We start from the raw sequence: 14616 nt of genomic DNA on the forward strand, positions 1-14616 counted from the left end.
GGTTCGAAGTTGTTGGCATGGCTGTCTTTTTTCACTGGATACCCGATATTCGATGCGCAGTCCCAATTGGTTGTTCCTCGTCTTGCTCTTGCTGCTGGCTGGCCTGCAGTACCGCCTCTGGGTGGGGAATGGCAGCTTGGCGCAGGTAACCGACCTGACTCAGCAAATTGCCGATCAGCGCGCTGAAAACGAGCGCCTGCTGGAGCGCAATCGTGTACTCGACGCGGAAGTCATGGAATTGAAGAAAGGCATGGAGACCGTGGAAGAGCGGGCTCGTCATGAACTGGGCATGGTCAAGGAGGGCGAAACCCTCTACCAGTTGGCCCAATGATTCAGTCTCTACCGGCCTTCTGGGCCGTGATTCCTGCCGCGGGCGTCGGTGCCCGCATGGCCGCGGACCGTCCCAAGCAATACTTGCAACTGGGCGGGCGCACTATTCTCGAACACAGCCTCGGCTGTTTCCTCGACCATCCTTCCCTGAAGGGGCTGGTGGTCAGCCTGGCGCTTGACGATCCTTACTGGCCGACCCTGGCCTGTGCCCACGACCCGCGGATCCAGCGGGTCGAAGGCGGCGCGGAGCGTTCCGGATCGGTCCTCAATGCCTTGCTCCATCTGCACGCCCAGGGCGCTGCGGATGATGACTGGGTGCTGGTCCACGATGCCGCACGGCCGAACCTGTCCCGGGATGACCTGGACAAGTTGCTGAGCGAGCTGGCGGATGACCCCGTGGGCGGCCTGCTCGCGGTGCCGGCCCGTGACACCCTGAAACGGATCGACAAGCACGGCCGAGTGCTGGAAACCGTGGATCGCAGCCTGATCTGGCAAGCCTATACGCCGCAGATGTTCCGTCTTGGCGCCTTGCATCGCGCCTTGGCCGACAGCCTGGTGGCGGATGTGGCGATTACCGATGAGGCGTCGGCAATGGAGTGGGCCGGCCAGGCACCGCGCCTGATCGAAGGGCGTTCGGACAACCTCAAGGTGACCCGTCCGGAAGATCTGGAGTGGCTACGCCAGCGTTGGGCCAATCGCCGCTGATCTTAGGTTTCGCTGGTCCCTGTAGCCGCTGCCGCAGGCTGCGATCGGCCCGGAACGGGACGCGCTTTTTGCCGTCATCCTGTACTTCAAACTGATCGACCCTGTTGTCCGCTATTCCGCTATTCCGCTATAACGGCTACTGCGTAGCCTATCGCAGCCTGGGGCAGCGTCTACGGATCAATCCTTGTACTCCGGCCGCTTGGCCAACCCCTCCTTGAGATAGTCCACCAGCTTGCGCACCTTGGGCGACAGATGCCGTTGTTGCGGATACAGCGCCCACACCGCGGTATTCGGTGGCTGATGCGCCTCGAGCAGGGAAATCAGGGTGCCTTGATGCAGATGCTCCAGCACGTAATAGTCCGGTAGCTGGCAGAGGCCAACCCCCTGCAGCGCCGCATCCAGCACAGCCTGCCCGCTGTTACAGCGCCAGTTGCCTTGCACCCGCTGGGAGAACTCGCGGCCGTCCTGCTCCAGCTGCCAGATGTCCGAGCTGCCGATCAGGCAGTTGTGCCGACTCAACTCCGACAAGCTGTGGGGGCGACCATAATGCTCCAGGTAGGACGGCGAGGCGCAAAGGTACATGCGACGCGGCGCCAGGCGGGTCGCCACCAGTCGTGAATCCTGCAGGCGACCAAGACGGATCGCCAGGTCCAGGCCTTCATGCACCAGGTCCAAAGGGCGGTTGCTCAGTTCGATATCCACCCGCAGTTGCGGATAAAGCCCCATGAAACTGGTGACCAGCGGCACGATAAACCGTTCGCCATAGGCCACTGCGCAGGTCATGCGCAGCATGCCCTTGGGTTCGCTGGTCAGGTCGCCGACGGCGCGCAACGCCTCTTCGCGTCCATCCTGCAGGCGCTGGCAATGCTGCAAGAAAGTCTGCCCGGCTTCGGTCAGGGTCACCCGGCGGGTACTGCGATACAGCAGGCGGGTCTGCAGCCGTTCTTCCAGGCGGACGATCTGCCGGCTGATATGGGAAGACGACACCCCGAGGCGTTCCGCGGCGGCAGTGAACTGGCTGCACTCGGCCACGGCAACGAACTCATCGATACCTTCCCAGCGGTTTTCATTCATGACGATTATCCCTGTACAGCAATAATGTTTTGCTTTTGTCCGGATTATTCATCGCCAGGCGCTGTTTTACACTCCCTGTCTCGTTTTTATTCGCTGGAGACCCAGGATGATCAAGTCGCGCGCTGCCGTTGCCTTCGAGGCCAAGAAACCCCTTGAGATCGTTGAAGTCGATGTCGCCATGCCCAAGGCCGGCGAGGTGTTGTTGCGGGTCGTTGCTTCCGGCGTTTGCCATACCGACGCCTACACCCTGTCCGGGGCCGACCCGGAAGGCATCTTCCCGTCGATCCTCGGTCACGAAGGTGGTGCCGTGGTCGAGGCCATCGGCGAGGGCGTGACCTCGGTGGCCGTGGGCGATCATGTGATCCCGCTGTACACCCCGGAATGCGGCAAGTGCAAATTCTGCCTGTCGGGCAAGACCAACCTGTGCCAGGCGATCCGCGCCACCCAGGGCAAGGGCCTGATGCCGGACGGCACCACTCGTTTCTCCTATAAAGGCCAGCCGATTTTCCACTACATGGGCACCTCGACCTTTTCCGAGTACACCGTGTTGCCGGAAATCTCGGTAGCCAAGATCCCTAAAGAAGCGCCTCTGGAAAAAGTCTGCCTGCTGGGTTGCGGCGTCACCACCGGGATCGGTGCGGTGATCAATACCGCCAAGGTCAAGGCCGGCGACACCGTGGCGATCTTCGGCCTGGGCGGTATCGGCCTGTCGGCGGTGATTGGCGCGGTGAAAGCCAAGGCTGGCCGGATCATCGCCATCGACATCAACCCGGCCAAGTTCGAAATCGCCAAACAGCTGGGCGCCACTGATTGCGTGAACCCGAAAGACTTCGACCGGCCGATCCAGGAGGTCATCGTCGACATGACCGACGGCGGCGTGGACTTCTCCTTCGAGTGCATCGGCAACGTGCAGTTGATGCGTGCCGCGCTGGAGTGCTGCCACAAGGGCTGGGGCGAGTCGGTGATCATCGGCGTGGCCGGTGCCGGCCAGGAAATCTCCACCCGTCCGTTCCAGCTGGTGACCGGCCGTGTCTGGCGCGGTTCGGCGTTCGGCGGCGTGCGTGGCCGTTCCGAGTTGCCAAGCTATGTGGAAATGGCCCAGAGCGGCGAAATCCCGCTGGATACCTTCATCACCCACACCATGGGGCTGGAGGACATCAACAAGGCCTTCGACCTGATGCACGAAGGCAAGAGCATCCGTACCGTCATTCATTTCTAAGGAGCAGTGGCAAGCGGCAAGCAGAAGCTGCGAGAGCGATCACCGCCAACTTGCAGCCTGAAGCTTGAAGCCTGCGGCTGAAATGCCCATGAGTCTGGAAAACCTGTCCTGCCAGAAAAGCTTCGGCGGCTGGCACAAACGCTACAAGCATCATTCCGAGGTGCTGGGCTGCGACATGGTGTTTGCCGTGTACCTGCCGCCACAGGCGGAGCAGGGTGGCAAGCTGCCGGTGCTGTACTGGTTGTCCGGCCTGACCTGCACCGATGAGAACTTCATGCAAAAGGCCGGCGCCCAGCGCCTGGCCGCCGAACTGGGGTTGATCATCGTCGCGCCGGATACCAGCCCGCGTGGCCCTGGCGTGCCGGGCGATCCGGATGGCGCCTGGGACTTCGGCCTGGGGGCCGGGTTCTACCTGAATGCCACCCAGCAGCCCTGGGCCGAGCATTACCGCATGCATGACTATGTGGTGCAGGAGCTGCCGGCATTGGTCGAGGCGCATTTCCCGGCCTCGGACAAGCGTGGCATCAGCGGGCACTCCATGGGCGGCCACGGGGCTCTGGTCTGCGCGTTGCGCAATCCGGGGCGCTACCAGTCGGTATCGGCCTTCGCGCCGATCAGCAACCCGATGGATTGCCCGTGGGGGCAGAAAGCCTTTTCCCGCTACCTGGGCGAAGAGCGTTCCCGTTGGCGCGAATGGGATGCCAGCGTGCTGATCCAGGAGGCCAGCGAAAAGCTGCCGTTGCTGGTGGACCAGGGCGATCGTGACGATTTCCTGGCCAATCAGCTCAAGCCCGAAGTGCTGCAACAGGCGGCGAAAGCCGCGGGTCATCCGCTGACGTTGCGTCTGCAACCCGGCTACGACCACAGCTATTTCTTTATCGCCAGCTTCATTGGCGACCACCTGCAGCATCATGCGCGCGCTCTGAGCGGCTAATGTCCGCCAAAGCAGGTAGAATCACGCCCTGACTCAATCAGGGCGTTTTTTTATGCGTATTGGCCACGGCTACGATGTGCACCGTTTCGCTGAAGGCGATTTCATCACTCTGGGCGGTGTGCGGATTGCACACAGCTTCGGGCTGCTCGCCCACTCCGACGGCGACGTGCTGCTGCACGCTCTGAGCGATGCCTTGCTGGGTGCGGCCGCGCTGGGCGACATCGGCAAACATTTTCCGGACACCGATCCGCAGTTCAAGGGCGCCGACAGCCGTGCGCTGTTGCGTCATGTCGTCGCACTGATCCATGCCAAGGGCTGGAAGGTCGGCAACGTCGATAACACCATCGTGGCCCAGGCGCCGAAGATGGCCCCCCATATTGAAACGATGCGCGCGCTGATTGCCGCGGATCTGCAAGTCGAGCTGGATCAAGTGAACGTCAAGGCCACCACTACCGAAAAGCTCGGCTTCGTCGGGCGCGAAGAAGGCATCGCCGTACATTCCGTTGCCTTGTTGCTGCGCGCATGAACGAACTGCAACTGTTGGGCCCGCGGGCCTATGGCGAAGCCCTGGGCAGCGCGGTACTGAAGGCCACCGCCGAAGACTTCCAGGTCGACGAAGTCCTGGACATCCCTCTGACCGGCGAGGGCGAACACCTGTGGTTGTGGGTGGAAAAGCGCGGCCTGAACACCGAAGAAGCGGCGCGGCGGATTGCCAAGGCCGCGGGCGTGCCGTTGCGCACCGTCAGCTATGCCGGCTTGAAGGATCGCCAGGCGCTGACCCGGCAGTGGTTCAGCATCCAACTGCCTGGCAAGGCCGACCCCGATCTGTCGGCGGCTGAAAACGACACGCTGAAGATCCTCAAGCTGACCCGCCACAAGCGCAAGCTGCAACGCGGCGCCCATGCGGCCAACGGCTTTACCCTGCGCCTGACCGAATTGAAGGCAGACAAGGCGGGGATCGAAGAGCGCCTGCAATCGATCACCAAGCACGGCATCCCCAATTATTTCGGCGCCCAGCGTTTTGGCCATAACGGCGGCAACCTGGTCGATGCCCGCGATTGGGCCGCCCGCAAGGCCTTGCCGGAACAGCGCAACGTGCGTTCGCGGCTGCTTTCCACCGCGCGCAGCTATCTGTTCAACCGGGTGCTGGCGGCGCGTGTGGCCGATGGCAGCTGGCAGCGGGCCCAGGTCGGCGACCTGCTGGCCTTCACCGACAGCCGCAGTTTTTTCCCGGCCGGCGAAGCCGAATGCAGCGATCCGCGCCTGGCCATCCTCGACTTGCACCCGACCGGCCCGCAGTGGGGCGAAGGCGAATCGCCTGCCGCGGGAGCGACCCAACTGCTGGAACAGCAGGTGGCTGGCGACGAAGCGGATCTGCGCGATTGGTTGATTAAAGCCGGAATGAGCCACGAACGTCGCATCCTGCGGCTGCCCATTGGCGGGTTGACGTGGCATTATCCCGAGCCTGACATTCTGCAACTGGAATTCGTCCTGCCGGCCGGATGCTTCGCCACCGTATTGGTGCGTGAACTCGTCGATCTGGTGCCGGTGGGGCAGACGGACAGCCCATGCGTATTCTGATTTCTAACGACGATGGTGTAACAGCACCCGGTCTCGCCGCGCTTCATGCTGCGCTGGCGGATTACGCCGAGTGTGTGGTGATCGCCCCGGACCAGGACAAAAGTGGCGCCAGCAGCTCGCTGACGCTCGACCGGCCGTTGCACCCGCACACCTTGAGTAACGGTTTCATCAGTATCAATGGCACCCCCACCGACTGCGTGCACCTGGGCCTCAACGGGCTGCTGGAACGCGATCCGGACATGGTCGTATCCGGAATCAACCTCGGGGCGAACCTGGGTGACGACGTGCTGTATTCCGGTACTGTCGCCGCGGCCCTGGAAGGGCGTTTTCTGGGGCTTCCGGCATTTGCCTTTTCGTTTGTCTCGCGTCAGGTGGATAATCTGCCGACGGCGGCCTATTTCGCCCGCAAACTGGTCGAGGCCCATGGGCAGCTGGACCTTCCACCACGTACCGTGCTGAACGTGAACATTCCCAATCTACCCCTCGATCATATTCGCGGCATTCAGCTGACTCGTCTGGGCCATCGCGCCCGTGCGGCGGCGCCGATGAAGACGGTCGACCCGCGCGGCAAGGCCGGTTACTGGATCGCCGCGGCGGGGGACGCCGAGGACGGTGGCCCGGGTACGGACTTCCACGCGATCATGCAGGGTTATGTCTCGGTCACGCCGTTGCAGCTCGATCGCACCTTCAACGATGCTTTCAGAAGTCTTGATGGCTGGCTGGAGGGGCTGCGCTGATGGCTCGCGAACAGGACGATTTGTTGCGTCGCGGTATCGGGATGACTTCCCAGCGTACCCGCGAACGCCTGATCCAGCGTCTTTACGATGAAGGCCTGTCCAACGCCCAGGTGCTGGAAGTCATTCGGCGTACGCCGCGGCATCTGTTCGTCGACGAGGCCCTGGCGCATCGCGCCTATGAAGACACGGCCTTGCCGATCGGGCACAACCAGACGATCTCGCAGCCTTATATGGTGGCGCGCATGAGCGAGTTGCTGCTGGCGGCCGGCCCATTGGACAAGGTGCTGGAGATCGGCACTGGCTCGGGCTACCAGACAGCGGTGTTGTCGCAACTGGTGGAGCGGGTGTTCTCGGTCGAGCGCATCAAGGTGTTGCAGGATCGGGCCAAGGAACGTCTGGTCGAGCTGAACCTGCGCAACGTGGTATTCCGCTGGGGCGACGGCTGGGAAGGCTGGCCGGCGCTGGCGCCGTACAACGGGATCATCGTGACGGCGGTCGCCACCGACATCCCTCAGGCCCTGCTGGACCAGTTGGCGCCGGGTGGCCGGATGGTGATTCCGGTCGGGGCCGGCGAAGTGCAGCAACTGATGCTGGTCATTCGTGAAGAGCAGGGGTTTTCGCGGCAGGTTCTCGGCGCGGTTCGCTTCGTTCCCTTGCTCAACGGGCCGTTGGCCTGAGCATTTGTTTGGAGCGGGTGAATTCTGTTTGATCGGCTTGGTCTTACAGCTTGATCAATCGGTTAAGCAACCTTGAACCATGATCGATATGCCGGTACCTGCCGATTTCGCTTTACCGGGAGTAAAGCGCGGGTGGCCGGTTATACTTGCGACATTTCATGCCTGAGCCAGGCACCATTTATCTTCAACCACCACAAAGGGAGCGGCGGGTGAGTCTCACAGTCATTGCGCAGCGTATGGGTACAACAAGCTTTCAGCGACTGGTGATTGGCCTTGTCTTGAGTTCTCTGTTGGTCGGGTGTTCGAGCAATAAGTCGAGCAGCGCCCGGGTCGTCGATCGCACCAGTGCGGTACCGCAGCGCCCGACAGTGACCACGGGGCAGTACACGGTTCGTCGCGGCGACACCCTGTTTTCGATCGCCTTCCGTTATGGCTGGGATTACAAGGCCCTGGCCGCGCGCAACAATATTGCCGAGCCGTACACCATTCACCCGGGGCAGACCATCCGCTTCGACGGCCGCTCGGGTTCGGCACCGACAGCGGTGGTTACAAAGTCGGCTTCCAGTGCATCTTCTTCAAGTAAAACCACAGTAATTCGTCGTCCGGCAGGTGCCGCGCCAACGATTGCGAGCCAGCCCGCGCCGGCTCCATTACCGCCTGCAGGCCCCGCGCCAAAGGGCTGGGGCTGGCCTGCGAACGGTATTCTGATTGGAAAATTCTCTTCAAACGGTAGTTTGAATAAAGGCATTGATATCGCCGGGGATTTGGGACAGCCTGTTTTAGCTGCGTCTGATGGGACGGTGGTTTACGCCGGGAGTGGCTTAAGGGGCTACGGCGAACTGGTCATCATCAAACACAGCGATACCTACGTCAGTGCTTACGGCCACAGCCGTAGGCTGTTGGTTCGGGAGGGGCAGCAGGTCAAAGTCGGACAGACAATTGCCGAAATGGGATCAACTGGTACAGACCGGGTGAAACTGCACTTTGAGATTCGCCGACAAGGTAAACCTGTAGATCCGCTGCAATTCCTGCCACGTCGTTGATCCGTTACCAAGCCTGTTCCGTCACGTAGAGGGAACAGGTTCCAGCGTTGCCAAGGATAAAGGCGTCGCTTGAGCCTGAGGTCGAACTCACCAAAGGACTATAACAATGGCTCTCAGTAAAGAAGTGCCGGAGTTTGACATCGACGATGAAGTTCTCCTTATGGAGACGGATATCGCCACTGATTCGATGTCGAATGAGGGATCTGCTGTACCTTCAGTTCGTGCCAAATCCAAACACTCCGCTTCATTGAAACAACACAAGTACATTGATTACACGCGAGCGCTCGACGCGACGCAGTTGTATCTCAATGAAATCGGCTTTTCCCCATTGCTCTCTCCGGAAGAAGAAGTTCATTTTGCGCGTCTGTCGCAAAGTGGCGATCCGGCCGGGCGCAAGCGCATGATTGAAAGCAACCTGCGTCTGGTGGTGAAAATCGCCCGGCGTTATGTCAATCGTGGGCTTTCGCTGCTGGACCTGATCGAAGAGGGCAACCTCGGTTTGATCCGGGCGGTGGAGAAGTTCGATCCGGAGCGCGGTTTCCGCTTCTCGACCTATGCCACCTGGTGGATCCGTCAAACCATCGAACGGGCAATCATGAACCAGACCCGGACTATCCGGCTGCCGATTCATGTGGTCAAAGAGCTCAACGTCTACCTGCGGGCAGCACGGGAGCTGACACAGAAACTCGACCATGAACCCTCCCCTGAAGAAATCGCCAACCTGCTGGAGAAACCGGTAGGTGAGGTCAAGCGCATGCTGGGCTTGAACGAGCGGGTTTCTTCAGTCGACGTCTCGCTGGGTCCGGATTCGGATAAAACCCTGCTGGACACCCTCACCGACGATCGTCCTACCGATCCGTGCGAGCTGCTGCAGGATGACGACCTGTCGCAAAGCATCGATCAGTGGCTTTCCGAATTGACCGACAAGCAACGTGAAGTGGTCGTTCGCCGCTTCGGCTTGCGCGGCCACGAGAGCAGCACCCTGGAAGATGTGGGCCTGGAGATCGGGCTTACCCGAGAGCGGGTACGCCAGATCCAGGTCGAAGGTCTCAAGCGTCTGCGTGAGATCCTCGAGAAGAACGGCCTCTCCAGCGAGTCGCTGTTCCAGTAACGGTACGAGCAATCCTGCCGTGAAAAGCCCCGACATGTTCGGGGCTTTTTATTGGGTGATCGATAGGAGTCAGATGAAATAGGCAGGCGCGCGTTCAATAGCTGAAAGAGCATGTAAGTAAAGGCTTACTCTTTCGTAAGTGTTCGGTTTTTATGCGGTATGAAAGTTGTCTATTTGATCTGAGGTTTTTGGTTATCTTATTGATTAATAAGAACTTATTCTAGGGTATAGAACGGTGTTCGACACTTTTTATAGCTGTCAGTGCCATTGCTCTGTCATGGAAACTCTCTAATATCAGCCCTGTGTCGACGGATAGACACAGCCATCAAGGATGATGGTCAGGACATCGCAGGATGCGATTCATCAGGACGATGAAAAGGAACACAGGGACTAGGGAAAAAAGGTGGGCGGGTCATACCGCCCCTTTTTTTTGGTTCTTCACGGAATACCGGGAAAGACGCTCTTGATCTTCATGAAAAAGAATTCGCTATCCCGGTAACCGTACGCCATTCGTTTGATGACCTTTATGCGATTGTTTATTCCTTCCAGCTGACCGGTGTGCATCGGCCAGCGAACGCGGCTGACGATGCCCCGCCAGTAACTCTTTAGCCGTTTGGCGAACTGGATCAGTGCCGGTATTTCGCTTTCATGAGCATGGCGCAACCATTGCTTCCAGGCCGATCTCCAGCTCCAAGCGGTATTCGGCGTCCAGAGCGTTTTGAGTTCAGCCTTCATCAAGTAGACCGTCATCAACGCTTGGTTGGCCGCCAGTAAATCCTGCAAGTGAACCTGTTGTTCCGGCGTTTTCAGATTCTGTGGATTGCGTAGCAGTAGCCATCGCGCTTGCTTGATGACCTTACGAGCAGGCTTGTCGTGGCGTAGTCGATTAGCCTCGTCAACGCGGACCCGATCAATCACCTCTCGGCCATATTTGGCCACCACATGGAAGAGGTCGTAGACCACGCGCGCTTTGGGGCAGTGCCGGCGAACCTCCAGGTCAAAAGCGGTGTTCATGTCCATCGCCACCGCTTCGATTCGGGCGCAACCCTCTGGTCCCAACTCTTCGAAGAACGGCCTGACCGCCGCACGGCTGCGGCCTTCGCCGATCCACAGCACTCGTCGTGTATCCGCATCCAGCACCACACTGGCGTAACGATGGCCCTTGAACAGAGCGAACTCGTCCATCACCAGACGCCGTGGTTGCGCCTTCGGCAGATCGCTCAATGCCGTTTGCAAGGCGCGACGCTCTAGCAGCCGAACGGTGTCCCAATGCAACCCAAACAGTTGAGCCACGTGTAACGTGGGAAGGCGTTCGCAGGCTTGAATCACCGCATCGGCCAAGCGGCGCGTCATACGGGCATAGCGATCCAGCCAACTGACAGTCTCCATGCGTTTGCCGCAGTCACGACAGCCAACACGTCTGAGCAAAACGCTGAGGCGCACTGCACGGCCGAGAATGGGCAAATCACGAACGACTCGCTCGCAATACTCGTGAGTGGTTGAACAGGGCTTTTGGCATCCACCACAGGAAGGGAATCGGGTGGTGTGGGGCGTCAGATCGATCTGTAGGGCATCACCATCAGGCTTGATCGTGACGACAGAAAAGCCCTCCCAAAAAGGAAGGAAAGTATTAATATCGTGCATAAGAACGCCGGTTTTTTAGATGTGTTTGCTCGCACGAACATCATCAATCAAATCGGCGTTCTTGTTTCTGTGTTTCCCGGAATTCCGTGAAGAACCAAAAAAAACGCCGCGATCTGCGGCGTTTTTTTATGTCCAGCTTTTTATGCCCAAAGCTCAGGCCTTGGGTAGGCCCATGCCTTGGCCCACCTGTACTGGCGAGCCGGCCGCCAGTTCTTCGGCCCACTGCACTTGCTCCGGCCCGAACAGCACGATCGCGGTGGAGCCCAGCTTGAAGCGGCCCAATTCGGCGCCTTTTTCCAGGTGGATCGGTGCGCGGGCGGCTTCGTCGTAGCGTACGGTCTTCAGTTCGCGCTTCGGCGGAGTCACCAGGCCGGCCCAGACGGTTTCGATCGAGGCTACGATCATCGCGCCCACCAATACCACGGCCATCGGGCCGCGCTCGGTATCGAAAACGCACACCACGCGCTCGTTGCGGGCGAACAGCTCTGGCACGTTTTCCGCGGTGGTCTGGTTGACCGAGAAGATCCGCCCTGGCACGTAGACCATTTCCCGCAGGGTGCCGGCCAACGGCATGTGCACGCGATGGTAGTCCTTCGGCGACAGGTAGATGGTGGCGAAGTCGCCGCCCATGAACGGAGCCGCCAGGGCCGAATCGCCACCCAGCAGTTCCAGCACGCTGAAGCTGTGGCCCTTGGCCTGGAATACCCGGCCGTGTTCGATCGGGCCGAGCTGGCTGACCGCGCCGTCGGCCGGGCTGAGGATCGCGCCCGGCGTCTGGTCCAGCGGGCGGGCGCCGTCTTTCAGGGCGCGGGTGAAGAAGGCGTTGAAGTGCTCGTAGGCGGTCAGGTCTTCCACCAGTGCTTGCGACATGTCCACCTGATAACGCTTGGCGAACCAGGCGGTGAAGGCATTCTTGAACCAGCGCACGCGGCACTCGGCAATGCAGCCGGCCAGGCGCGACAGCAGGTGGTGAGGCAGCAGGTACTGGCTGAGGATAAACAAACGCTTTTTCATTAACTGTCCTTAAACCTTAAATCTCTACGGGCGTGTCAGGGTGGTTGCCCCATTCGCCCCAGGAACCGGCATAGCCTTTGACCCGCGGATAACCGAGCGCCTTGGCCACCAGGTAGGTGAAGCCAGAGCGGTGGTGAGTCTGGCAGTGGGTAATCACTTCTTTGTCTTTGCTGATGCCGAGCTGTTCGAGGATCTGCGGCATGTCGCTGCGGATCCGCAGGTTGCGCGCCTGGTCCATGCCCGCCGTCCACTCGAAGTTGATCGCGCCGGGAATGTGCCCACCCTTGGCGGCGAGGACTTTCTCCCCCGAGTACTCCAGCGGGCCGCGAGCATCCCAGATCGCCAGGTCGGCCGCGCCAAGCCGGCTTTGCAGGTATTCGCGGGTGGCGGTCGGCTCGTCGTGCAGGGTCAGGGCGACAGGGCCGCCAACGGCTGCCGGGACTTCGCTCGAGACCGGCAGGCCGTCCGCCAGCCAGGCCAATAGCCCGCCGTCCAGGTAGTGGTAACGGGAGTGGCCGATGACATCCAGCAACCAGATGAAGCGCCCGGCCCAGCCGCCGCCTTCGTCGTCGTAGACCACGTAGACAGCATCCGGGTTATGCCCCAGTTCGCCGAACAGGGCTTCCAGGGCCGCCTGTGGTGGCATCAGCCCGGGCGCCGGTGCCTGACCGAGCTGGGTACGTTTAGGGTCGACGAAGCGCGCGCCGGGGATGTGGCCCGCGGCATAGCGGGCGGCGCTGGTCAGGTCCACCAGGATCAGTTCGCGGGCGTCCAGGCGAGGGAGCAGGTCGCTCGGCTCGATCACCAGCGGCAAGCCAGAGAAGTCAGGCATGTGAGGTCTCCAGGGCACAAAGGGGAGGATTGTAGCGCAAGCGTCAGCGGCTGCGGTTGGTAAAGCTGTGCAGGGCCTTTTCGATGCATTGGGCGGTCTTGCCGAACGCCTGTACGGAGATTTCCGAGAAGGGCTGGCCGCCCTGGTCGGCGACGATCAGCATGATCACCCGGCCATTGCTGGGCACCGAGCGCATCAGCAGATGCTCGCCACGAAACAGCGTGCGCAGGCTGGCGGGCAGGCGGGCGGAGAACTGGGCGTTGTTGGTCGGCGTCAGGCGTACTTGCGCCGGGGCGTCCAGCAGCCGCTGCAGTACGCTGCTCTGGCTGATCGTCAGCATCAGGCTCGAGGCTGGCGCAGGCAGCCCGGCGATCTGATGCACCCGCAACTGGGTCCGCGTGCGGTCGACCATCAGCAGCATCACCCGGCGCATGCCACATGCCACCAGGGCGTCGCGGGCAAAGGTGGTCAGGTGCATGGCATTGCTGAAACGGCTGGGTTCCACCAGCAATTCGCTGCACTGCTTGCGCCACTTGGCCAGGTCTTCGGCGGTTGGTGCGGGCACTGGAAGCTCGCCGCGATGCACGCCCCGGGCCTCCCAAGGCCAGAGCAGCGCCTCGGCCGGATGCCACAGGTCGGGCATGCGGTGATGCCGGGCACTCTGCGCGGCTTGCTGGTGCAGCTGTTGTTGCAGCTCGTCCATCGGCATCTGCAGATACAGGCTGGTCAGGTATTGCCAGCGCATGCAGTGCGGGCCGGTCCAGGACTCTTGCGCCGAGAGGGCCAGGGCGTTGGCCAGCAACACACTGTTGGCCGGTTGGTTCAGCCAGTGCTGCAGGGCCGGATCGGCATCCAGGCATTGTTGCTGGTGCAGCGGGTGGGCGTTGTCCCGGGCGATATGCAGGGCCTTGACCAATTGCTCCTGCTCGTCGATCAACAGGCGGTAGCCTTGCTGTACCCAGATCGGCAAGTGCCAGATCTCCACCAGGGCCTGGCCCAGCTGAAGCAGGCCGACACCGAACAGTTGCTGCTCGACCTCCTGGGCCGGTTCGGCCTTGTGGACGACCCGCAGCTCCCACTCTTCGAGCAGTTTTGGATAGGTCAGCGCCAAGGGCCACAGTGGCGAGAGAAACAGCAGGCTGCCCCAGTGAATGTCCTGCCAGAGCCTGGCCAGGCGACTGGCAAAAAAGCCGTTGGCCTGTTGGGTCGCGTGCTGGCTGATCAGTTGCAACTGGCGCAGTCCGACCGGGATCTCCTGTTCGGGCTGGGCAGGCAGGCGGGCGAGCAATTCTTCGGTACGCGCGAGGCCCAGGCGGTTGAGGGCAACCTCGAGGTTCTCGGCCGGCTCGCCCATGCTGCCGTGGGTGTGGCGATTGGCTTCGCGAATCACGCTCAAGGCCAGCGCGGGGCTGTCCTGCATCAGGTCGGCAATGTCGCGCAACGAGCTGCGATTGTCCCTGATGGCTTTGCAGACCCGGTCGTGGCTGGCTTGCGGCACCGGCAAACGGACCGCGTCAAGCAGCTTTATCCAGGATTCGAGGGAGTGGGGGGCGGTAGTTGGGACTGTCGTTTTATTAGACATGGCTGGGCGCAATCATCGTCTGCTGTAAACACGCCCAGAGCGGGCCAAACTGGCTTTTCGCCTTAACGGCCTATAGTCTGGCGCAGTTTTGCCGATAAGTAGAAGAAGAGTTTTAAGAACTTCCGAATATGAC

Annotated in this window: 15 protein-coding genes; 10 read left to right on the forward strand and 5 right to left on the reverse strand. The window is 61.0% G+C overall.

Annotated features, from left to right (window positions below):
* Nucleotides 1-52: 52 nt before the first annotated feature.
* Nucleotides 53-331, forward strand: a complete 279-nt coding sequence (gene ftsB / locus DK261_RS01220) for a cell division protein FtsB (protein WP_007924039.1) — start codon at nucleotides 53-55, stop codon at nucleotides 329-331.
* Nucleotides 328-1035 carry a 2-C-methyl-D-erythritol 4-phosphate cytidylyltransferase gene (ispD, locus tag DK261_RS01225; RefSeq protein ID WP_041985738.1) on the forward strand — a complete coding sequence of 236 codons (708 nt, stop codon included), beginning with the start codon at nucleotides 328-330 and terminating at the stop codon, nucleotides 1033-1035. The genes ftsB and ispD overlap by 4 nt, the downstream gene beginning before the upstream one ends.
* Nucleotides 1036-1212: 177 nt before the next feature.
* Here the strand turns inward: ispD and DK261_RS01230 are convergent, their stop codons facing one another.
* Nucleotides 1213-2109, reverse strand: coding sequence for a LysR substrate-binding domain-containing protein (locus tag DK261_RS01230; protein WP_110175173.1), 897 nt, complete (start codon nucleotides 2107-2109; stop codon nucleotides 1213-1215).
* A 106-nt stretch (nucleotides 2110-2215) separates the two neighbouring features.
* Here DK261_RS01230 and DK261_RS01235 point away from each other — a divergent pair, with 106 nt between their 5' ends.
* The 8 genes from DK261_RS01235 to rpoS all read left to right on the forward strand — a co-directional run bounded on the left by DK261_RS01235 (nucleotide 2216) and on the right by rpoS (nucleotide 9411).
* A complete protein-coding gene (locus tag DK261_RS01235) occupies nucleotides 2216-3328 on the forward strand; it encodes an S-(hydroxymethyl)glutathione dehydrogenase/class III alcohol dehydrogenase (RefSeq protein WP_007924035.1) in 1113 nt (370 codons plus the stop codon).
* A gap of 82 nt (nucleotides 3329-3410) precedes the next feature.
* Complete coding sequence (gene fghA, locus DK261_RS01240; RefSeq protein ID WP_162094495.1) at nucleotides 3411-4262, forward strand: S-formylglutathione hydrolase; 852 nt, start codon at nucleotides 3411-3413, stop codon at nucleotides 4260-4262.
* Nucleotides 4263-4314: 52 nt separating this feature from the next.
* Nucleotides 4315-4788 carry a 2-C-methyl-D-erythritol 2,4-cyclodiphosphate synthase gene (gene ispF / locus DK261_RS01245; protein WP_007924033.1) on the forward strand — a complete coding sequence of 158 codons (474 nt, stop codon included), beginning with the start codon at nucleotides 4315-4317 and terminating at the stop codon, nucleotides 4786-4788.
* Nucleotides 4785-5843 (forward strand): tRNA pseudouridine(13) synthase TruD, encoded by a 1059-nt coding sequence (gene truD / locus DK261_RS01250; RefSeq protein WP_009047228.1) that lies wholly within the window; start codon nucleotides 4785-4787, stop codon nucleotides 5841-5843. Before ispF ends, truD begins: the two co-directional genes overlap by 4 nt.
* A complete protein-coding gene (gene surE, locus DK261_RS01255; protein ID WP_009047229.1) occupies nucleotides 5831-6580 on the forward strand; it encodes a 5'/3'-nucleotidase SurE in 750 nt (249 codons plus the stop codon). Before truD ends, surE begins: the two co-directional genes overlap by 13 nt.
* Before the next feature lie 41 nt (nucleotides 6581-6621).
* Nucleotides 6622-7257, forward strand: a complete 636-nt coding sequence (locus DK261_RS01260; RefSeq protein WP_172833404.1) for a protein-L-isoaspartate(D-aspartate) O-methyltransferase — start codon at nucleotides 6622-6624, stop codon at nucleotides 7255-7257.
* A 209-nt stretch (nucleotides 7258-7466) separates the two neighbouring features.
* The gene (locus tag DK261_RS01265; protein WP_007924027.1) at nucleotides 7467-8300 is read left to right on the forward strand and encodes a peptidoglycan DD-metalloendopeptidase family protein; all 834 of its coding nucleotides are present in this window, start codon (nucleotides 7467-7469) and stop codon (nucleotides 8298-8300) included.
* A gap of 106 nt (nucleotides 8301-8406) precedes the next feature.
* Complete coding sequence (gene rpoS, locus DK261_RS01270) at nucleotides 8407-9411, forward strand: RNA polymerase sigma factor RpoS (RefSeq protein ID WP_007924026.1); 1005 nt, start codon at nucleotides 8407-8409, stop codon at nucleotides 9409-9411.
* 438 nt (nucleotides 9412-9849) lie between these two features.
* Here rpoS and DK261_RS01275 read toward each other — a convergent pair whose 3' ends face one another.
* From DK261_RS01275 to DK261_RS01290, 4 genes are all read right to left on the reverse strand, one after another.
* Nucleotides 9850-11055: an ISL3 family transposase gene (locus DK261_RS01275; protein WP_009047489.1), complete on the reverse strand. Its 1206-nt coding sequence runs from the start codon at nucleotides 11053-11055 to the stop codon at nucleotides 9850-9852.
* A gap of 153 nt (nucleotides 11056-11208) precedes the next feature.
* On the reverse strand, nucleotides 11209-12069 hold the full coding sequence (gene asd / locus DK261_RS01280) for an archaetidylserine decarboxylase (protein ID WP_016704504.1): 861 nt from the start codon (nucleotides 12067-12069) through the stop codon (nucleotides 11209-11211).
* A 16-nt stretch (nucleotides 12070-12085) separates the two neighbouring features.
* Complete coding sequence (gene rhdA, locus DK261_RS01285) at nucleotides 12086-12901, reverse strand: thiosulfate sulfurtransferase (RefSeq protein ID WP_038582587.1); 816 nt, start codon at nucleotides 12899-12901, stop codon at nucleotides 12086-12088.
* Between the two features lie 43 nt (nucleotides 12902-12944).
* Nucleotides 12945-14483 carry an HDOD domain-containing protein gene (locus DK261_RS01290; RefSeq protein WP_110175174.1) on the reverse strand — a complete coding sequence of 513 codons (1539 nt, stop codon included), beginning with the start codon at nucleotides 14481-14483 and terminating at the stop codon, nucleotides 12945-12947.
* Between the last annotated feature and the right edge of the window lie 133 nt (nucleotides 14484-14616).

It is taken from the genome of Pseudomonas sp. RW409 (assembly GCF_003184125.1).
GTDB classification, from domain to species: Bacteria; Pseudomonadota; Gammaproteobacteria; order Pseudomonadales; family Pseudomonadaceae; genus Aquipseudomonas; species Aquipseudomonas chlororaphis_I.

Coding starts and splice junctions, on each gene's coding strand:
- DK261_RS01260 (WP_172833404.1), top strand. CDS start 6,622: ATGACTTCCCAGCGTACCCGCGAACGCCTGATCCAGCGTCTTTACGAT.
- DK261_RS01290 (WP_110175174.1), bottom strand. CDS start 14,483: ATGTCTAATAAAACGACAGTCCCAACTACCGCCCCCCACTCCCTCGAA.
- ispD (WP_041985738.1), top strand. CDS start 328: ATGATTCAGTCTCTACCGGCCTTCTGGGCCGTGATTCCTGCCGCGGGC.
- rhdA (WP_038582587.1), bottom strand. CDS start 12,901: ATGCCTGACTTCTCTGGCTTGCCGCTGGTGATCGAGCCGAGCGACCTG.
- fghA (WP_162094495.1), top strand. CDS start 3,411: ATGCCCATGAGTCTGGAAAACCTGTCCTGCCAGAAAAGCTTCGGCGGC.
- rpoS (WP_007924026.1), top strand. CDS start 8,407: ATGGCTCTCAGTAAAGAAGTGCCGGAGTTTGACATCGACGATGAAGTT.
- asd (WP_016704504.1), bottom strand. CDS start 12,069: ATGAAAAAGCGTTTGTTTATCCTCAGCCAGTACCTGCTGCCTCACCAC.
- surE (WP_009047229.1), top strand. CDS start 5,831: ATGCGTATTCTGATTTCTAACGACGATGGTGTAACAGCACCCGGTCTC.
- DK261_RS01275 (WP_009047489.1), bottom strand. CDS start 11,055: ATGCACGATATTAATACTTTCCTTCCTTTTTGGGAGGGCTTTTCTGTC.
- ispF (WP_007924033.1), top strand. CDS start 4,315: ATGCGTATTGGCCACGGCTACGATGTGCACCGTTTCGCTGAAGGCGAT.
- truD (WP_009047228.1), top strand. CDS start 4,785: ATGAACGAACTGCAACTGTTGGGCCCGCGGGCCTATGGCGAAGCCCTG.
- ftsB (WP_007924039.1), top strand. CDS start 53: ATGCGCAGTCCCAATTGGTTGTTCCTCGTCTTGCTCTTGCTGCTGGCT.
- DK261_RS01235 (WP_007924035.1), top strand. CDS start 2,216: ATGATCAAGTCGCGCGCTGCCGTTGCCTTCGAGGCCAAGAAACCCCTT.
- DK261_RS01230 (WP_110175173.1), bottom strand. CDS start 2,109: ATGAATGAAAACCGCTGGGAAGGTATCGATGAGTTCGTTGCCGTGGCC.